Annotated in this window: 23 protein-coding genes and 3 tRNA genes; 17 read left to right on the forward strand and 9 right to left on the reverse strand. The window is 74.1% G+C overall.

The genetic code is table 11. The features are described from left to right. Positions 1–121: 121 nt before the first annotated feature. Together ABD160_RS28090 and ABD160_RS28095 are read left to right on the forward strand one after the other, a co-directional pair. Complete coding sequence (locus ABD160_RS28090) at positions 122–1,360, forward strand: serine hydrolase domain-containing protein (protein ID WP_344027955.1); 1,239 nt, start codon at positions 122–124, stop codon at positions 1,358–1,360. Beyond that, positions 1,360–1,764: a phage holin family protein gene (locus ABD160_RS28095; protein ID WP_344027957.1), complete on the forward strand. Its 405-nt coding sequence runs from the start codon at positions 1,360–1,362 to the stop codon at positions 1,762–1,764. Before ABD160_RS28090 ends, ABD160_RS28095 begins: the two co-directional genes overlap by 1 nt. A gap of 41 nt (positions 1,765–1,805) precedes the next feature. Here ABD160_RS28095 and tenA read toward each other — a convergent pair whose 3' ends face one another. Then, positions 1,806–2,474: a thiaminase II gene (gene tenA / locus ABD160_RS28100; RefSeq protein ID WP_344027961.1), complete on the reverse strand. Its 669-nt coding sequence runs from the start codon at positions 2,472–2,474 to the stop codon at positions 1,806–1,808. A gap of 249 nt (positions 2,475–2,723) precedes the next feature. On the opposite strand from tenA, the gene ABD160_RS28105 reads away from it, so the two are divergent. Next, positions 2,724–2,945 (forward strand): hypothetical protein, encoded by a 222-nt coding sequence (locus ABD160_RS28105; protein WP_232021269.1) that lies wholly within the window; start codon positions 2,724–2,726, stop codon positions 2,943–2,945. 24 nt (positions 2,946–2,969) lie between these two features. Here the strand turns inward: ABD160_RS28105 and ABD160_RS28110 are convergent, their stop codons facing one another. The 5 genes from ABD160_RS28110 to mrf all read right to left on the reverse strand — a co-directional run bounded on the left by ABD160_RS28110 (position 2,970) and on the right by mrf (position 8,958). Beyond that, positions 2,970–3,788, reverse strand: a complete 819-nt coding sequence (locus ABD160_RS28110; protein ID WP_344027967.1) for a hypothetical protein — start codon at positions 3,786–3,788, stop codon at positions 2,970–2,972. A 210-nt stretch (positions 3,789–3,998) separates the two neighbouring features. Further along, the gene (locus ABD160_RS28115; RefSeq protein WP_344027970.1) at positions 3,999–7,202 is read right to left on the reverse strand and encodes a helix-turn-helix transcriptional regulator; all 3,204 of its coding nucleotides are present in this window, start codon (positions 7,200–7,202) and stop codon (positions 3,999–4,001) included. Between the two features lie 4 nt (positions 7,203–7,206). Next, the gene (locus ABD160_RS28120) at positions 7,207–7,455 is read right to left on the reverse strand and encodes a hypothetical protein (protein WP_344027972.1); all 249 of its coding nucleotides are present in this window, start codon (positions 7,453–7,455) and stop codon (positions 7,207–7,209) included. Between the two features lie 94 nt (positions 7,456–7,549). Continuing rightward, positions 7,550–7,720, reverse strand: a complete 171-nt coding sequence (gene rpmF, locus ABD160_RS28125; protein ID WP_344027975.1) for a 50S ribosomal protein L32 — start codon at positions 7,718–7,720, stop codon at positions 7,550–7,552. Further along, a complete protein-coding gene (gene mrf, locus ABD160_RS28130; RefSeq protein ID WP_344027978.1) occupies positions 7,720–8,958 on the reverse strand; it encodes a ribosome hibernation factor-recruiting GTPase MRF in 1,239 nt (412 codons plus the stop codon). The genes rpmF and mrf overlap by 1 nt, the downstream gene beginning before the upstream one ends. Before the next feature lie 82 nt (positions 8,959–9,040). Between mrf and rpmG (ABD160_RS28135) the strand changes: the two genes are divergently transcribed. The 14 genes from rpmG (ABD160_RS28135) to rplA all read left to right on the forward strand — a co-directional run bounded on the left by rpmG (ABD160_RS28135) (position 9,041) and on the right by rplA (position 14,568). Continuing rightward, positions 9,041–9,208 (forward strand): 50S ribosomal protein L33, encoded by a 168-nt coding sequence (rpmG, locus tag ABD160_RS28135; RefSeq protein ID WP_344027981.1) that lies wholly within the window; start codon positions 9,041–9,043, stop codon positions 9,206–9,208. Continuing rightward, positions 9,209–9,481 carry a 30S ribosomal protein S18 gene (rpsR, locus tag ABD160_RS28140; RefSeq protein WP_425563673.1) on the forward strand — a complete coding sequence of 91 codons (273 nt, stop codon included), beginning with the start codon at positions 9,209–9,211 and terminating at the stop codon, positions 9,479–9,481. Between the two features lie 4 nt (positions 9,482–9,485). Then, positions 9,486–9,722, forward strand: coding sequence for a 50S ribosomal protein L28 (gene rpmB / locus ABD160_RS28145; RefSeq protein WP_344027984.1), 237 nt, complete (start codon positions 9,486–9,488; stop codon positions 9,720–9,722). Then, positions 9,722–10,027, forward strand: coding sequence for a 30S ribosomal protein S14 (gene rpsN / locus ABD160_RS28150; protein ID WP_344027987.1), 306 nt, complete (start codon positions 9,722–9,724; stop codon positions 10,025–10,027). The genes rpmB and rpsN overlap by 1 nt, the downstream gene beginning before the upstream one ends. A 124-nt stretch (positions 10,028–10,151) precedes the next feature. Beyond that, positions 10,152–10,224 (forward strand) — tRNA-Thr (locus ABD160_RS28155). A 41-nt stretch (positions 10,225–10,265) separates the two neighbouring features. Next, positions 10,266–10,338 (forward strand) — tRNA-Met (locus ABD160_RS28160). Positions 10,339–10,407: 69 nt separating this feature from the next. Beyond that, positions 10,408–10,575 (forward strand): 50S ribosomal protein L33, encoded by a 168-nt coding sequence (gene rpmG, locus ABD160_RS28165; protein WP_020623293.1) that lies wholly within the window; start codon positions 10,408–10,410, stop codon positions 10,573–10,575. Positions 10,576–10,580: 5 nt separating this feature from the next. Next, positions 10,581–11,030, forward strand: coding sequence for an FAS1-like dehydratase domain-containing protein (locus ABD160_RS28170; protein WP_344027990.1), 450 nt, complete (start codon positions 10,581–10,583; stop codon positions 11,028–11,030). After that, a complete protein-coding gene (locus ABD160_RS28175; protein WP_344027994.1) occupies positions 11,027–11,476 on the forward strand; it encodes a MaoC/PaaZ C-terminal domain-containing protein in 450 nt (149 codons plus the stop codon). Before ABD160_RS28170 ends, ABD160_RS28175 begins: the two co-directional genes overlap by 4 nt. A gap of 109 nt (positions 11,477–11,585) precedes the next feature. Further along, a tRNA-Trp gene (locus ABD160_RS28180) sits at positions 11,586–11,661 on the forward strand. A 201-nt stretch (positions 11,662–11,862) separates the two neighbouring features. Further along, a complete protein-coding gene (secE, locus tag ABD160_RS28185) occupies positions 11,863–12,234 on the forward strand; it encodes a preprotein translocase subunit SecE (RefSeq protein WP_344027997.1) in 372 nt (123 codons plus the stop codon). A gap of 174 nt (positions 12,235–12,408) precedes the next feature. After that, positions 12,409–13,251: a transcription termination/antitermination protein NusG gene (nusG, locus tag ABD160_RS28190; RefSeq protein WP_425563675.1), complete on the forward strand. Its 843-nt coding sequence runs from the start codon at positions 12,409–12,411 to the stop codon at positions 13,249–13,251. Positions 13,252–13,322: 71 nt separating this feature from the next. Continuing rightward, positions 13,323–13,757 carry a 50S ribosomal protein L11 gene (rplK, locus tag ABD160_RS28195; RefSeq protein ID WP_344028001.1) on the forward strand — a complete coding sequence of 145 codons (435 nt, stop codon included), beginning with the start codon at positions 13,323–13,325 and terminating at the stop codon, positions 13,755–13,757. 85 nt (positions 13,758–13,842) lie between these two features. Then, complete coding sequence (gene rplA, locus ABD160_RS28200) at positions 13,843–14,568, forward strand: 50S ribosomal protein L1 (protein WP_344028005.1); 726 nt, start codon at positions 13,843–13,845, stop codon at positions 14,566–14,568. 71 nt (positions 14,569–14,639) lie between these two features. Here the strand turns inward: rplA and ABD160_RS28205 are convergent, their stop codons facing one another. From ABD160_RS28205 to ABD160_RS28215, 3 genes are all read right to left on the reverse strand, one after another. Then, entirely contained in the window at positions 14,640–15,740 is a 1,101-nt protein-coding gene (locus ABD160_RS28205) for a CaiB/BaiF CoA transferase family protein (RefSeq protein WP_344028007.1), read from the reverse strand. 53 nt (positions 15,741–15,793) lie between these two features. After that, entirely contained in the window at positions 15,794–16,084 is a 291-nt protein-coding gene (locus ABD160_RS28210) for a hypothetical protein (protein WP_344028010.1), read from the reverse strand. A gap of 134 nt (positions 16,085–16,218) precedes the next feature. Continuing rightward, complete coding sequence (locus tag ABD160_RS28215) at positions 16,219–16,629, reverse strand: sterol carrier protein (RefSeq protein ID WP_344028013.1); 411 nt, start codon at positions 16,627–16,629, stop codon at positions 16,219–16,221. Positions 16,630–16,681: the final 52 nt, after the last annotated feature.

Genomic DNA, 16,681 nt, shown 5'->3' on the forward strand with positions numbered 1-16,681 from the left:
GCCCACCCCGGCGCGCTGCGCCGGGCACGACCGGTACGACGAGCCGGAGCGCCTCCGGTGACGGCACGCGCGGCCGGATCATCAGAAGTGGGGAGCGGGCCCCGTGGGTAGGCTCGGCACCGTGACCGTTCCGAAGATCGAGGCGGATCCGGCGGAGGTCGGGCTCGACGCGGCCCGGCTCGGCCGGATCGACACGCACTTCCGCCGCTACGTCGACGAGGGCAAGCTCCCCGGCTGGACGATCGCGGTGGGCAGGGGCGACCGGCTGGTGCACCTGTCGCACCACGGCCGGCGCGACGTGGAGGCCGGGCTCCCGGTCACCGACGACACGATCTGGCGCATCTACTCGATGACCAAGCCGATCACCTCGGTCGCCGCCCTGATGCTCTGGGAGCGCGGGGCGCTCGAGCTGACCGATCCGGTGTCCCGCTACATCCCGGCGTTCGCCGAGCAGCGGGTCTACCGCGGCGGCTCCGCGCTGAACCCGGGCACCGACGCCGCCCTGGAGCCGGTCCGGGTGCACCACCTGCTGACCCACACCGCCGGGCTCACCTACGGCTTCCACCACGCGCACCCGGTGGACGAGATGTACCGGTCCAAGGGCTACGAGTTCGGCGCCCCCGAGGGCGTCGACCTGGCGACGGCGGCCGACCAGTTCGCGTCGTTCCCGCTGCTGTTCCAGCCCGGCACCGAATGGAACTACTCGGTCGCGACCGACGTGCTCGGCCGGGTCGTCGAGGTCGCCTCCGGGCAGCGGCTCGACGAGTTCCTGCGCACCGAGATCCTCGATCCGCTCGGGATGACCGAGACCACGTTCTCGGTCGCGCCCGGCTCGCCGGAGGCCGAGCGCCTGGCCACCCTCTACAACGCCCGGCCCGGCGGCGGGCTGGTCGTCAACAAGGTGCTCGCGCGCGCGGCCACCCGCGAACCGACCTACCTGTCCGGCGGCGGCGGGCTGCTGTCCACGGCGGGCGACTACCTGCGGTTCGCCCGGATGCTCGCCCGCGGCGGTGAGCTCGACGGCGTCCGGATCCTCGGCCCGCGGACGCTGGCCCGCGCCACCCGCAACCACCTGCCCGGCGGCGGCGACCTGGAGACGGTCGGGCGGCCGATCTTCTCCGAGTCGGCGTTCACCGGCGTCGGGTTCGGCCTCGGCTTCTCGGTCGTGATCGACGGCCCGGCCGGCAAGCAGCTCGCCAACGAGGGCACGTTCGCCTGGGGCGGGCTCGCCTCGACCGCGTTCTGGGTGGACCCGGTCGACGACGTCGTGGCGCTGTTCTTCACCCAGCTGGTCCCGTCCAGCACCTACCCGATCCGTTCCCAGCTCCAGACGCTGGTCCAGCAGGCGGTGATCGACTGATGAAGCCGGCTTCCCCCGCGCTCGCCTTCGCCATCCAGACGGTGGTCGTCGCGGCCTCGCTCTGGGTCGCGACCGTGCTGGTGAGCGGGATCGACCTGGCCACCGGGACGACCGGCGCCCGGATCGGGACGCTGCTCGGCGTCGCGCTGCTGTTCGGCGTGGTGAACGCCGTGGTCAAGCCGATCGTGGCGACGATCGGCTGCCCGCTCTACATCCTCACCCTGGGCCTGTTCGGCCTGGTCGTGAACGCACTGATGTTCATGCTGACCGGCTGGCTGTCCGGGGTGCTGAACCTGCCGTTCGTGGTCGACGGGTTCTGGGCGGCCTTCTGGGGCGCCATCATCGTCGCGATCGTGTCGTTCTTCCTGAACCTGGTGGTCCCGGACCGCTTCGACCGGAGCTGACCCGGCGGGGGCGGGCGCCGGCGCCCGCCCCCGGCCGCGGGTCAGACCGGCCAGGTCTCCTGGCGGTACGCGCCGTCCCAGAACATCCACTCGTAGCGCGACGTCGTGGTGAAGTGCGCCCGCATCCGGTCCAGCTCGGTGTCGGAGACGGTGCCGCCGATCCGGTCGGTCGCGTCCAGCACGGCGTCGACGACGGCCCGGAACTCCTCGCCCGCGTACATGTCGATCCAGCGCTGGTAGAGCGGGTCCGGCGAGCCGGTGCCGACCAGGTGCTCGCCGACCTTCGCGTAGATCCAGTAGCAGGGCAGCACGGCCGCGACGCCCTCGGCGTACGAGCCGCCGTGCGCCGCCGCGAGGATGTAGCTGACGTAGGCGCTGGTGGCCGGCGCGACCGGGGTCGCCCTGGCCTCCTCGGAGGTGAGGCCGAGGCCGCCGAGCAGGTCGGTGTGCAGCTCGCGCTCGGCGGCGATCGCGCCGGCCGCGTGCTCGGCGAACATGACGGTGTCGTCGTCGTCCGGGGCCTTCGCCGCGCACACGGTCAGGGCCTTCGCGTAGCCGCGCAGGTAGTGCGCGTCCTGGATGATGTAGTGCCGGAACGCGTCGTGCGGCAGCGATCCGTCGGTCAGCCCGGTGACGAACGGGTGAGCCAGGATCTTCTCGTGGATGGGTTCGACGTCCGACCAGAGCAGGTCACGTGTGCGGTGCGCCATGACCGTCACCGTAGTGGCGGTGCGCGGCGGGCATCGGTGCCGGCGCGGTGCGGCGACCTGCACCGCGAGTGACCGTGACGGCCCCGTAATGCCTGGTCGACACGGTGTCAACCGGGCGGTGACACGACAGTGAGACGCTGAGCACTTAGCAGCGGAGATGGGCGGCGGGGCCGTCACCATGGGACGAGGCGGGCGGCTCAGCGCGGAGGGCGCGCCGATGTCAAGTCCCCCTATCGCGGAGGTGAGGGCATGAGCGCACCGGCGCCCATGGAGCACCACGAGAAGATGCGGATGCGGGCCGCCGCGTTCCGGGCCACCCGGGTCTACCCGGGCCCGGTCGGCGAGCTGATCTCCCGGGAGCTGCTGTCCTGGGAGGACTTCGGGTACCGCCTCGGCGGGAACCGCCTGGTGATGGACCTCGTCGACGACGTGCTGAAGTCCCAGCCCGCGTCGCGCTCCGACGCGGCCTGATCCCGCGGTCCCGGCGGCGCGCGCTCAGCGCAGCGTGCTGCCGGAGACCTCGGACGCCGGACCGGTCGGCGGGTCGCCGTCGGCCAGCCCGGCGACGGCCGCGGCCAGCACCACCATCGCGGCCAGCGTGGTCAGGCTCCCCAGCCGCGCGACGATCGTGAAGACCCGTGCCGCGGTACCGCCGCGCCCGGCGGCCTCCCGGGCCGGGATGCGGTCCCTGTTCGCCGGCGGGCCGGGCGCCGGCCTGCGCTGCTCCGGGGCGGCCGGCCGCAGTCCGGCGGGGCGCTGCTCGGCGGGTCGCAGTCCGGCGGGCCGCTGCTCGGTGGGTCGCTGCTCGGTGGGTCGCGGCCCGGCCGGCTGGGGGCCCGCGGGGCGCGGACCGGCAGCTCGCTGTGCGGCGGGCCGCTCCCCGCCCGGCCGCCCGCCGGTCGGGAACGGCGGCTCCGGGTGCGCCGCGGGCCTGCGGGTGGCGGACCGCTGCGCCGGCGGGCCCTGGGCGGGGCCCTGGGTGGGATGCCGGGTGGGGTGCTGGGTGGAGTGTTGCTGCCCGGGCGCGCCGTGGGCGGCCGACCGCTGTGCGGGCGGGCCCTGGGTGCCGTAGCGCTGCCCGGGGGTCCCGTCGGTGCCCGGCCGCTGGACGCGCGGGTCCCGGGTGGTGGGCTGCTGCGCCGCCGGGCCCTGCTCGGCCGCTCGGGGCGTGCCGGGCCGCGGGGCGGGGACGCCCGGCCGGTGCGTGAGGTCCAGGTGGCGGACGTCCCCCTCGGGCAGGACGCGCCTCGGCGCCTGCTCGGCGGCGCCGACGGGCCGGCGCGGGCTCGGGATGCGGATGACGGGCGCGGACATGACGATCACCACGATCTCGGGGGAGTCGATACGGGGTCTTCGGGATCCGGTGCGCGCCGCCGGTTCCTGCTTCTGCCCGTCTTGTCGTGTCAGGTGCTCACCCTGTTATCCGGTGACGGGTTACGCCAATCGTCGGAGTGACTGCTCCACCCGACAGATGGAACGAAACACCCGTACGTCATCCGGGGGATCACGCAGGGTTGCCGATCATCACTCTGTTGCGCGGGTCACCTGGTCCGGGAGGCGACCGATCAGGCCGCGCGAGTGCGCCACCGAGACCGCCTCGGCCCGCCCGGAGGCGCCGAGCTTCGCCATCACCCGGGAGAGGTGGACGCTGACCGTCTTCTCGCTGATGAACAGGCGCGCGCCGATGGCCCGGTTGGTGAGCCCGCGCGCGACCTGCTCGAGGACGGCGTGCTCGCGCGGGGTCAGCGGCGACGGCCGCCCCGCCCGGTCGCCACTGCTCGGACCGCCACCGCTCTGACCACCACTGCCCGGACCACCACTGCCCGGACCGGCACCGCTCTGACCACCACTGCTCTGACCACCACTGCCCGGACCACCACTGCCCGGACCACCACTGCCCGGACCACCACTGCCCGGACCGCCGGCGTGGCCGGCCAGCTCGGCGACCGCGGACGCCAGCGGGCGGGCACCGAGCCGCTGCGCGGTGTCCGCGGCCGAGGCCAGGTCGTCCGCCGCGGCCCGCCGGTCGGCGGCGGCACCGGCGGCACCGCGGCCGGCGCCGACGGCGCGGGCCAGCAGGACGGCCGCCCGCCGCAGCCGCGCCTGCGCGGCCCGGTAGCCGTCGCCGTAGCCGGCGAACGTGTCGACGACCGCGGTCCACGGGTCCGGGTCGGTCGAGCCGGTGGCCCGGCCGATCTCGGCCCGGGCGCGCAGGAGCCAGGCCCGGCCCTCCGGCCCGATCGTGGTTCCGCGCGGCATGCCGTGCCCGGCGGCGTGCTCGGCGACCCCGAGCAGCTCCGCGGCGGCCGCCCGGAAGGCGGAGTCGGGTGCGCCCTCGGCGCGGGCGGCGACGGCGAGATCGGCCTGGGCACCCGCGCCGAGCGCGCCGAGCGCGATCTGGCCGAGGTGCAGCGGGAACTCGCGGCGCAGCTCGTCGATCGCGGCCCGGGCCCGCCGGGCGGCGAGCCCGGGATCGCCGGCCAGCCAGGCGGCCTCCACCCCGACCATCCCGAGCAGCATCGGCACCTGCTCGTGCGGCGGCGGTTCGGGGGCGAACTGCTCCAGCAGCCGCTCGGCCGCCGCGAGGTCGCCGCGGGCGACGGTGACCATCGCCCCGGCCGCCGCCGGCACCCCGGTGATCTGCACCGGCACGGCCGGGTCGATGCCGTGCGCGATCCGGAGGGCGGCGTCCCACCCGCCGCGCTGGAACTCCACCCGGGCCCGCACCACCTGGAAGTCCAGCCCGTACCCGACCCAGGACAGGCCGTAGCCCGCCGCACGGCGGCTGCCGTCGTCGAACTCGGTGACCGCGTCGTCGAGCCGGCCCTCCTCCAGCAGGGAGACCCCGCGGTTCCACACCGTCCGCAGCTCGACGGTCCGGCTCCCGGACGCGGCGGCCAGCTCGGCGGCGTCGGCCAGCAGGTCCCGGGCGCGCGCCGGATCGCCCTCGGTCTGCGCGCAGAACGCCAGCGTGATCAGCGCGTCGGCGTGCGCCGCCGTCAGGTCCCGGAGCTCGGCGCCGGTCAGCGCGGCACGGTCGGTGCCGTCGACGACCGCGAGCGCCGCGCGCGCCTGCGGCCAGGCGGGCTCCGGCCGGTCGGCGTTGACCAGCGCGCGGGCGAGGACGGCGTGCGCCCAGGCGAGGTCGGGCCCGGGCGGCTCGTCGGCGAGCAGCCGGATCGCGGCCCCGGCGGCGCCGATCGCCTCCTCCAGCCCGGCCCCCCGGTCGAGCAGGCGCATCGCGTACCGGATGCGGGTGCCCGCCGCGGCGAGCGGTCCCTCCCGCTCGTCGGCGACCCGGACGGCGAGCGCCCCGAGCGCGGTCGCCCGCTCGGGATCCCCGGCCGCCCCCGCGGCCCAGGCCGCGTCGCGCAGCAGCACGCTCTCGGCGACCCCTGCCACCTGCACCGGATCGGGCACCGCCGGCCACAGCTCCAGCGCCCGCTCGGTGTGCAGCAGCGCCTCGGCCGGACCGTGCCTGCGCTGCGCCTCGCGGGCGGCGAGCACCGACGCGGCGAGCGCGCGCGGCAGGTCGTGCGCGGCGACCGCGTGCCGGGCCAGCTCCGCGGCCGCGCCCGGCTCGTCGAGGCGGTCGGCGAGCAGCTCGGCGAGCCGGGCGTGCCGGCGGACCCGCTCGCCGGGGAGCAGGTCGTCGTGCACCGCCTCGCGCAGCAGCGCGTGCCGGAAGGCGTAGGCGTCCCCGGCGGCGCCGGCCGGGACCAGGACGTGGTGCGAGACGGCCTCGCGCAGCCCGGCGGCCAGCTCGTCGGCGGGCAGGCCCGCGGCGTCGCGCAGCAGATCGTGCGGGATCCGCCGCTCGGCCAGCGACGCCACCTGGAGCACCACCCGGGCCTGTTCGGAGAGCTGGTCCAGCCGGGTGAGCAGCACGTCGGCGATGGCCTCCGGGAGCTCGGCCCGCCCGGCCGCGACCATCTCCTCGGCGAAGAACGCGTTGCCGCCGCTGCGGTCGGCGATCCGGTGCAGGGTCTCCTCGGGCAGCGGGCTCCCCGTCGAGGACGCGCGGTGCCGGACCAGTTCCAGCACGTCGGCGGCCGGGAGCGGGCCCAGCTCCAGCCGGCGCACCGCGGGCAACCGGACCAGCTCGGCCAGGGTGCGCCGGAGCGGATGCCTGCGGTGCAGGTCGTCCGACCGGTAGGTGGCCAGCACCAGCAGCCGCTGCGAGCCGAGCCGGGCCAGCAGGTAGCCGAGCAGCTCGCGGCTGGACCGGTCGGCCCAGTGCAGGTCCTCCAGGACCACCAGCAGCGGCGCCTGCGCCGCGCCGGCCCGCAGCGCACCGGCCACCCCGTCGAACACGGCCAGCCGGTCCAGCTCCCGGTCGGCTGCGGCCCGCTCGGGCGCCGGGGTGCCGCCGGGGAGCAGCCCGCGCAGCGCCGGACGTTCGGCGAGCAGCTCCCGGTCGGTGGCCTGCAACCCGGCCAGCACCTCGGAGAACGGCAGGTAGGGCAGCGGTGCCGAGCCGGTGTCCAGGCACCGGCCGACGACGACCCGCGCGCCGGCCGCGGCCGCGGCGGACGCCAGCTCGCCGGCCAGCCGGGACTTGCCGATCCCGGCGTCCCCGGACAGCAGCACCGCGCCGGCCCGGCCGCCGACCGCACCGGCCAGTGCGGCGCGCAGCGCGGCGAGCTCGGTCGCCCGGCCGAGCAGCACCGGCCCGGGGTCCGGCAGTGCGTCGCCGGGCCCCGGCGGGAGTGTCACCGGCCCGGCCACCGGGTCATCGTGGCACGCGGGTCCGACGATCCCGGCCGGATTCCGCGGCCGGCCGGGCCGGTGTCATCCGGAGCAGCCGGCGCAGCCGGAACCGGCGGCGGGCCGGACGGACGGACCGGGCCAGCCGGTCGGCGTCCGCCTCGGCCCGCAGCTGGTCCTGCCGCTGCCGGGCGAGCGCGGCGTGCAGGTCGGTGGGGTAGCGGGCGGTGCGGTCGTGGTCGGTGCGGTCGTGGTCGGCGTGGTGACGGGGCATGGCCACGACACTCGGCCTGAGGCCCGGCCCGGCACATCGGGCGGTCACGCACCGCCGATGGCCGCCGGCGCGGCCGTCCGGGGGTAAGGGGCCCTCAGGACGGCGGCGCCAGCAGCCCGCGGCGGTAGGCCGCGACCAGGTGGTGCGGGACCAGGTGCCGCCTGCCCTCCAGGGTGACCGGCACCAGGTCCGGTGCCTGTGCCTTCCACTGCGATCGGCGGTGCCGGGTGTTCGCGCGCGACATCCGGCGCTTGGGGACTGCCATCAGCTCTCTCCTTCTCGTTCGGTCCCGACGGTCGGGTCGTTCCGGACGGGATCGGCGCACGGCTCGTCGTGTGCCCAGCCGAACGGGTCCGGCAGTCCGGCCCAGGCGGCCTCGCCCGCCGCGATCTCGGCGTCGGACAGCAGCGCACCGTGCAGTGCGGCGTCGATCCCGTCCGGATCCGCGTCGTGGCAGAGCACGACGAGATCCTGTGCGCGGTCCCCCCAGCGTGGGTGCCAGGCCAGCGCGGCCATCGCCCGCCGCTGGTCGCCCGCCTCGGTCCAGGCCTGCTCGTCCGCGCCGTCCAGCCAGTCCCCGGCGTGCCCGATCCGCATCCCGCCGCCCGCGCTCTCCAGCCACAGCACGGCGTCCGGCCGGGTGGCGAGCCAGATCCGGCCGCGGGCGCGCACCACGCCGTCGAGCAGGGTGTCGATCGCGTCGTGCAGCCGGTCCGGGTGGAACGGCCGGCGGGCCGAGAACAGCAGCGTCCGGACGCCGTCGGCGGCGTCCAGCGGCGGTGTGCCGCGCAGCAGCGGATCGTGCACCCCGCCGGGAACGCCGCGGCGGGACTCCTCGGGGACGCCGTCGCAGAACAGCCGGTGGTCGCCGCGGGAGGGGAGCAGTCGCGGGGCGGTCGGGGCGAGCCGGTCGAGCACGGCCGCGGTGCGCCGGTCGGCGGGATCGTCGCCCTGCAGCGCCCGGGTGGTCACGATCACGTCCGCGAACTCGGCCTGGCCGACGGCGAGCTGGGCGACGGTGCGCTCGTCGTCGGGCAGTGTGCTCAGGCCGCGCTCGGGCAGCGTCGCGTCGCCGGTGGCGTCGTCGAGCCAGCTGTCCGGATCGAGCACCGTGACCACACCGCGCAGGTCGACCAGGTCGGTGACCAGGCGGGGTTCGGCGTCGCCGGACTCGTACAGCACCGAGCCGAGCGCCCAGCAGACCGGCTCGGGCTCGAGCCGCGGGTCCAGGTGCAGGACGACCCGGGACACCGTCCCGGCCAGCTGCACCAGGGTGGGCAGCACGTCCTCCCGGATGGTGCAGCTCACGCAGCCGTGCGCCAGCTCCAGCACGGTGTGCTCGTCGCGGCCGCCGGACCGGAACCGCCGGTGCACCCGGCCCTGGGCGAGGTGCCGCAGGTCGTGGTGCAGCACCACCAGTCCCGGGTCGAGCTCCCGCATCCGCGCGATCGTCCGCTCCGTCCCGTCGTGCGACGTGCCGCACAACACCACCAGCTCGGTCATGCCTTCCTCCCGGAGTCGACGTGGTCGCGGTCAGGTGTAGCCTAAACGAAAACGATTCCCATTGTTGGAGAGGAGGGTCCCGATGGCCAAGACGACGGACGTCCGGCCGATCGTCAAGCTGCGCTCGACGGCCGGCACCGGCACGACGTACGTCACGCGCAAGAACCGCCGCAACGACCCGGACCGGCTGGTGCTGCGCAAGTACGACCCGAAGATCCGCAGGCACGTCGAGTTCAAGGAGGAGCGCTGAGTGAAGCTCGCGAAACGACCGACCGCACCGGCGTCCGGTCGCGGCAAGCCGCTGCGCGCGGCGCGGCGCAAGCCCAATCCGCTGCACGCCCGCGGCATCGAGCACGTGGACTGGAAGGACGCGGCGCTGCTGCGCACGTTCATCTCCGACCGCGGCAAGATCCGGGCCCGCCGGGTCACCGGCCTGACCGGGCAGCAGCAGCGCCGGGTCGCCGTCGCGATCCGCAACGCGCGGGAGATGGCCCTGCTGCCCTACCCGCACGCGGGGCGGTGAGCGCGTGTCCCGTCGCTGTGACCTGACCGGGCGCGAGCCCGGCTTCGGCAAGAACGTCTCGCACTCGCACCGCCGCACCAGCCGGCGGTTCGATCCCAACGTGCAGCAGAAGCGCTACTGGTACCCGGCGGGCGGCCGCTGGGTCCGGCTGCGGCTCTCCGCGAAGGGGATCAAGACGGTCGACCGGATCGGCGTCGACGCCGCGGTCGACCGGATCCGGGCGAACGGGGTGCGTGTCTGATGGCCACCACCGGGCAGATCGCCAAGAACGAGCGGCGCAAGCGGATCGTCGCGCGCTACGCCGAGCGCCGGGCCGAGCTGAAGGCCGTCCTCGCGCGGCCGTCGTCGAGCGAGGAGGAGCGGGCCGCCGCCGCGGCCGAGCTCCGGCGTCAGCCGCGGGACGCCAGTGCGACCCGGGTGCGCAACCGTGACTCGGTCGACGGGCGCCCGCGCGGGCACCTGCGCAAGTTCGGGGTCTCGCGGGTCCGGCTGCGCGAGCTGGCGCACGACGGCTCGCTCCCCGGCGTCCGCAAGTCGAGCTGGTAGACAGGCTCCCACCTGCACGGATCCGGTTCCGGGGCCCCCGCTGCGGGGCTCCGGAACCGGTGTGTAAAGTTGGTCGCGCCGGTGAGCGGAGGGCGCAGGATTCCTCCGCGGACCGGCGGTGTCGGCCCCCTTAGCTCAGTCGGCAGAGCGTCTCCATGGTAAGGAGAAGGTCTACGGTTCGATTCCGTAAGGGGGCTCTGGAAGTGGCCTCGCCGCGCGGCGGCGGGGCTTCTTGCATGACGGTGTAGCTCAGTCGGTAGAGCAAGCGGCTCATAATCGCTGTGTCGCCGGTTCGAGTCCGGCCATCGTCACAGTATCGTCACAGTGCTGACGGAACACGTCCGCACACGACACGGAACACCTGCTGGGAGGCACCCGCGATGGCCAAGGCCACGGACGTGCGGCCGAAGATCACTCTGGCCTGCGAGGAGTGCAAGCACCGCAACTACATCACCAAGAAGAACCGGCGGAACGACCCCGACCGGCTCGAGATCAAGAAGTTCTGCCCGAACTGCGGCACCCACCGGGCACACCGCGAGACCCGCTAGTACCGGTGGTCGACCAGTCCTGGGTCGGGCGCACGCTCGACCCGGTCGGGCCGTACCAGGTCGGCCGGGAGAAGATCCGCGAGTTCGCCGTCGCCATCGGTGACGGCGATCCGCTGTTCCACGACGTCGATGCCGCCCGCGCAGCCGGTCATCCGGATCTGCTCGCCCCGCCGACGTTCCCGGTCTGCTTCACGATGCCGGTCATCGAGGCCTTCCTCAAGGACCCGGCCTTCGGCTGGGACTACACCCGCATGGTGCACGGCGACCAGCGCATCTCCTTCCACCGGCCGGTCCGCGCCGGTGACGAGCTGACCACGGTCGTGCACGTCGACGAGCTCCGCACCCGGGCCGGCAACCACATGCTGACCCTGCGGTGCGAGGTGTCCGACGGAGCGGGCGAGCCGGTCGTGACCACGCACTCGATGCTGGTCAGCCCGGCCGGGGACGACGCGTGAGCGCCCCGCTGACGCCGGAGTCCGCCGCCAGGGTGGCGAAGGGCGACGCGCTGCCCACCTTCGAGGTGCGGCTGACCCGGGGCGATCTGGTCCGCTACGCCGGCGCCTCCGGCGACCTGAACCCGATCCACTGGAGCGACCGGGTGGCCACCGTCGCCGGGCTCCCCGGCGTGATCGCGCACGGGATGCTGTCGATGGCGCTGGCCGGCCGGGTGCTGACGGCCTGGACCGGCGACCCGGCGGCGGTGCGCAGCTACGGCACCCGGTTCACCCGGCCGGTCGTGGTGCCCGACGACGACGAGGGCGCCACCGTCGAGCTCGGCGGCACGGTCGCCGAGGTGCGCGAGGAGGACGGCGTGCGGACCGCGGTGGTCGATCTCAAGGCGGTCTTCGACGGCCGGACCGTGCTCGGGCGGGCCCGGGCCGAGGTGGTCCTGCCGCAGTAGGACCCGGGGTGCGGGCCGCCTGCGGGGGGTGCCGTACACTCGTACCAGCCGGGCGCGCCGGATGATCGGTCGCGCCCGTCCCGCCGCCCTCAGGGGCGGTTCGGGGCATAGGGGTGTAGCTCAATTGGCAGAGCAGCGGTCTCCAAAACCGCAGGTTGCAGGTTCAAGTCCTGTCACCCCTGCCACGACGCCGCAGATCGCCGGACCGTCCGGTGGTGCGGTCGACGGCACGGACGACGAAGCAGAGCAGGTTCTCTCACACGGAGGACGTGACCGGCGGCGGGCGGGAGCCCACCGCGTGCGGAGGGCGAAGACGTGAGCGAGCTGGCGGGCGAACCTCTCGGCGCGGCGCGGACGCGACCGGCGAGCGTGGGCGAGGAGGGCTCGTGACCGACGAGAACGAGCCGGGCCGGCCCGAGCGGGAGCGCCCGAGCAACGCCGCCGATCGTCGTGGACGGCGGGCCTCCGGTGCGTCCGGTGGCTCCGGGGCGGAGGGCACCCCCGCCAAGGGGCGCGCCACCCCGTCCCGCGCCGCGGCCGCGGCGACCAAGGAGAAGAAGGTCTCGCCGATCGGCCGGGTCATCCGGTTCCTGCGCGAGGTCGTCGCCGAGCTCCGCAAGGTCATCTGGCCCAACCGCTCCCAGATGGTCAAGTACACCATCGCCGTTCTGATCTTCGTGTCGTTCATGGTGGCCCTGGTGTTCCTGCTCGACTCGGCGTTCGCCGAGGGCGTCGCGTTCCTGTTCGGCAGGGACTGACACGAGCGGTGGACCGGGCCGACCGGTGACGACCGACATCGATAAGGAAGCGAGAAGGACGTGACCTCCGACAGCAACGTGCACGACGAGACGGCCGACGAGGCCGTGCTCGACGCGGTCGCCGAGCAGGCGGCCGACGAGACGCTGCCCGAGCAGTCCGTCCAGGACGCCGACATCGAGGCGGCGCACGGCGACGACGCGGTCTCCGGCGACTACACCGCCGCCGACGACGACTCGACCCCCGGTGCGGCCGCCGAGTCGATCGACGGCGAGTCGGGCGACGGCGAGCCGGCGGCCGAGGAGCCGGCGGCTGACGGCGCTGACAGTGCCGATGGTGCAGACGGCGCAGACGGTGCTGAGGGCGCCGCCGACGAGCCGGCCGAGGACGTCGACCCGGCCGAGGAGCTGCGCGCCGCGCTGCGCCGGGCCCCCGGCGACTGGTACGTCGTGCACTCCTACGCCGGCTACGAGAACAAGGTGAAGTCGAACCTCGAGACCCGGGCGCAGACCCTGGACGTCGAGGACTACATCTTCCAGGTCGAGGTGCCCACCGAGGAGGTCACCGAGATCAAGAACGGGCAGCGCAAGAAGGTCCAGCGCAAGGTGCTGCCCGGCTACATCCTGGTCCGGATGGAGCTCAACGACCAGTCCTGGGGCGCGGTGCGGAACACCCCGGGCGTGACCGGCTTCGTCGGTGCCACGTCCAAGCCGTCGCCGCTGTCCATCAACGAGGTCGTGAAGTTCCTGCTGCCCAAGACCGAGGCCCCGGAGAAGAAGGCGGAGACCGGCAAGGCCGGCGCCGCCTCCGGTGGCTCGTCGTCGGGCGGCGGGACCGCGACCGTCGAGGTCGACTTCGAGGTCGGCGAGTCGGTCACCGTCATGGACGGGCCGTTCGCGACGCTCCCCGCGAGCATCAGCGAGGTCAACGTCGACGCCCAGAAGCTCAAGGTGCTCGTCTCGATCTTCGGCCGGGAGACCCCGGTCGAGCTCGGGTTCAACCAGGTCTCCAAGATCTGACCGGGTACCTGCGAGAGACGCCCGCGGCAAGGCAGGGCCGCGGCGTGTACATCGATCACTGAGGAACGGACATGCCCCCCAAGAAGCGGAAGCTCTCCGCGATCATCAAGCTCCAGATCCAGGCCGGCGCAGCGACGCCCGCCCCGCCGGTCGGCCCTGCACTGGGTCAGCACGGCGTCAACATCATGGAGTTCTGCAAGGCCTACAACGCGGCCACCGAGGCCCAGCGCGGCAACGTCGTGCCGGTCGAGATCTCGGTGTTCGAGGACCGCTCGTTCACCTTCGAGCTGAAGACCCCGCCGGCGGCCCGGCTGCTGCTGAAGGCGGCGGGCGTCGACAAGGGTTCCGGCGAGCCGCACAAGACGAAGGTCGCGACCGTCACCCGGGCCCAGGTCCGGGAGATCGCCGAGACCAAGTTCCAGGACCTGAACGCCAACGACCTGGACCAGGCGACGAAGATCATCGCCGGGACCGCGCGGTCGATGGGCATCACGGTCGAGGACTGAGGCTCGGTCCACACACTTTCCGTACGCGTGGGAGAGCCGGGCGCGGCTCGGACCACGACCTGACCTCACAAGGAGACGAGGACAGATGGCAAAGCGCAGCAAGGCCTACCGCGAGGCCGCCGCGAAGATCGACGCGGACCGCCTCTACTCGCCGCTCGCCGCGGCGACCCTGGCCCAGGAGACGTCCAGCAAGAACACCGACTCGACCGTCGAGGTCGCGCTGCGGCTGGGCGTCGACCCCCGCAAGGCCGACCAGATGGTCCGCGGGACCGTGAACCTGCCGCACGGTACCGGCAAGACCGCCCGGGTGATCGTGTTCGCCACCGGTGACAAGGCCGCCGAGGCCGAGGCCGCCGGTGCGGACGCGGTGGGCTCCGAGGACCTGATCGAGCGCATCCAGGGTGGGTGGCTCGACTTCGACGCCGCCATCGCCACCCCGGACCAGATGGCCAAGGTCGGCCGGATCGCCCGCATCCTGGGCCCGCGTGGCCTGATGCCGAACCCGAAGACCGGCACCGTCACCCCGGACGTCACCAAGGCGATCAACGAGATCAAGGGTGGCAAGGTCAACTTCCGGGTCGACAAGCAGGCCAACCTGCACCTGGTGATCGGCAAGGCGTCGTTCGAGACCGAGAAGCTGGTCGAGAACTACGGCGCCGCGCTGGACGAGATCCTGCGGCTGAAGCCGTCCGCCGCCAAGGGCCGTTACGTCAAGAAGATCACCGTCTCGACGACGACCGGCCCGGGCATCCCGGTGGACCCGAACCGCACCCGGAACCTGCTGGCTCCGGACACCGACGAGCAGGACTGACCTGCCCCGTCCGCACCACGCCGACGCCCCCGACTCCGGATCCGGAGCCGGGGGCGTCGGCGTGTGTGGGGTCAGGACCAGTCGGCGAGGACGGCGTCGACGTCCTCCGGGCCGGACCCGCGGGTCGCGGTCGCGGTGCCGGTCCGGGAGAAGCGCGGCGCCGGCGCGGCCTGGCGGACACCGTCGGCGGTGACGATGGTGCTGCGCGCCGCCAGGTGCGGGTTGTCGGCCGCCTCGGTGAACGACAGCACCGGTGTGGTGCAGGCGTCGGTGTGCTCGAACACGGCGGCCCACTCGTCGCGCGGCTTGGACGCGAACACCTCGGTGAACCGGGCCCGCATCGCGGGCCAGCCCGCCTCGTCGTACTGCGGGCCGAGCGCGTCGGCGTCGAGTCCGAGGCCGGCGATCAGCTGGGCGTAGAACTGCGGCTCCAGCGCACCGACGGCCATGTGGCCGCCATCGGCGCACTCGTAGACGTCGTAGAAGGGCGCGTGCCCGTCGAGCAGGTTGGCGCCGCGCTCGTCGGTCCAGGCGCCCTGGGCGAGGAAGCCCCGGAACATCTGGCTCAGCATGCTCACGCCGTCCACCATCGCGGCGTCGACGACCTGGCCCTCGCCGGAGGCGCGGGCCTCCCAGAGCGCGGCCAGCACGCCGATGACCAGCAGCATCGAGCCGCCGCCGAAGTCGCCGACCAGGTTCAGCGGCGGCACCGGCCGCTCCCCGGCCCGGCCGATCGCGTGCAGCGCGCCGGTCAGCGAGATGTAGTTGATGTCGTGCCCGGCGCGCGGCGCCATCGGGCCGTCCTGGCCCCAGCCGGTCATCCGGCCGTAGACCAGGCGGGGATTGCGGGCGTGGCACTCGTCGGGGCCGACGCCGAGCCGTTCGGTGACGCCCGGCCGGTAGCCCTCCAGCAGCACGTCGGCCTTCTCCACCAGCCGCAGCACGGTCTCCCGGCCGGCCGGGTCCTTCAGGTCGGCGGTGACCGTGCGGCGGCCGCGGACGGTGGGATCGGGCACCGAGTCCGAGCCGATCTGCAACCCGCCCGAGGGGCGGTCGATCCGCACCACGTCGGCGCCGAGATCGCCGAGGATCATCGCCGCGTGCGGTCCCGGGCCGATCCCGGCCAGCTCGATCACCTTCAGTCCGGCCAGCGGACCCCTGCCCCGTGTCACCGGCGGCCTCCCGTTGCTCTGCGTGTACCGGGATGATAACCGGCGCGGGTCCGTTACTCGTAGTCCCAGACGTCCTTGCCGAGGTCGCGGACCGGATGGTCGGTGCCGTCCCGTTCCTGGATCGTGTAGGTGTAGCGGCCGTGCTGCCAGCCGTCGCGCCGGGCGACCTCCAGCAGGCAGGCCTCGGCCCAGCCGTGCCACTCGTCGAACCCCTCGGGCAGCGGGTCCGGGACGTCGCACTCGATCTCGGTGATCGGGTGCAGGACGCCGCGCAGCGGCTGCCACATCTGGACGTCCAGCCAGAGGCTCGCCGGGCCGGTGCCGTCGTGGGTGGCACTGCTCATGGGGGACCTCCGGGACCGGGTTCCGGCCACGCCGGCGGTGTGGCCGCCGATCATGGTGACCGGACCGGCAGTATCGGAGAGCGCGTCCCGAATAGCCCGTCAGGAGGTACGACGACCACCTGATCGGGTGATCGTCAGGCCTTCAGGAGGTCGTCCCGGCCGGCCGTCTCGAGCTTCTGGCGGTACGGGCCGAACAGCCGCTTCGCGGTGGGCAGCAGCTTGAGCAGCTTCGACACCGGTCCCTTCGCGCGGACCTCGCCCTTGGCCATCGCGACCGGGAGCACCACCTTGCCCAGCCAGAACCGGTTGCCGGTGTCGGCGGACATGAACAGCTCGATGTTCGGTGCCGGGCCGTTGCCCGCCCCGGTGTGGATCTCGGAGTTGGGCATGTCGACGGTGAGCACGGCGTCCGGGTCGGTGTAGGTGATGCGCAGGACGATCCCGGTCGGCGCCAGCTTGGCGACCAGGTCCGGGTCCTCGAGGCCGAGCCGGAAGACCCCGCCCAGGTACTCGTAGACCTCGGCCTCGTCGGCGAACACGGCCATCAGCGCCTCCTCGCGAGATGTTCGGCGGTCGGACCGCCGTACGGCGCGGGCG

Source organism: Pseudonocardia kongjuensis (genome assembly GCF_039526905.1).
Classification (GTDB): Bacteria; Actinomycetota; Actinomycetes; order Mycobacteriales; family Pseudonocardiaceae; genus Pseudonocardia; species Pseudonocardia kongjuensis.

Coding starts and splice junctions, on each gene's coding strand:
- ABD160_RS28215 (WP_344028013.1), bottom strand. CDS start 16,629: ATGGCCGTGTTCGCCGACGAGGCCGAGGTCTACGAGTACCTGGGCGGG.
- mrf (WP_344027978.1), bottom strand. CDS start 8,958: ATGACCGAGCTGGTGGTGTTGTGCGGCACGTCGCACGACGGGACGGAG.
- rpmF (WP_344027975.1), bottom strand. CDS start 7,720: ATGGCAGTCCCCAAGCGCCGGATGTCGCGCGCGAACACCCGGCACCGC.
- ABD160_RS28110 (WP_344027967.1), bottom strand. CDS start 3,788: ATGTCCGCGCCCGTCATCCGCATCCCGAGCCCGCGCCGGCCCGTCGGC.
- tenA (WP_344027961.1), bottom strand. CDS start 2,474: ATGGCGCACCGCACACGTGACCTGCTCTGGTCGGACGTCGAACCCATC.
- rpmG (WP_344027981.1), top strand. CDS start 9,041: ATGGCCAAGACGACGGACGTCCGGCCGATCGTCAAGCTGCGCTCGACG.
- rplK (WP_344028001.1), top strand. CDS start 13,323: ATGCCCCCCAAGAAGCGGAAGCTCTCCGCGATCATCAAGCTCCAGATC.
- ABD160_RS28210 (WP_344028010.1), bottom strand. CDS start 16,084: ATGAGCAGTGCCACCCACGACGGCACCGGCCCGGCGAGCCTCTGGCTG.
- rplA (WP_344028005.1), top strand. CDS start 13,843: ATGGCAAAGCGCAGCAAGGCCTACCGCGAGGCCGCCGCGAAGATCGAC.
- rpmG (WP_020623293.1), top strand. CDS start 10,408: ATGGCCAAGGCCACGGACGTGCGGCCGAAGATCACTCTGGCCTGCGAG.
- rpsN (WP_344027987.1), top strand. CDS start 9,722: ATGGCCACCACCGGGCAGATCGCCAAGAACGAGCGGCGCAAGCGGATC.
- ABD160_RS28105 (WP_232021269.1), top strand. CDS start 2,724: ATGAGCGCACCGGCGCCCATGGAGCACCACGAGAAGATGCGGATGCGG.
- ABD160_RS28095 (WP_344027957.1), top strand. CDS start 1,360: ATGAAGCCGGCTTCCCCCGCGCTCGCCTTCGCCATCCAGACGGTGGTC.
- ABD160_RS28120 (WP_344027972.1), bottom strand. CDS start 7,455: ATGCCCCGTCACCACGCCGACCACGACCGCACCGACCACGACCGCACC.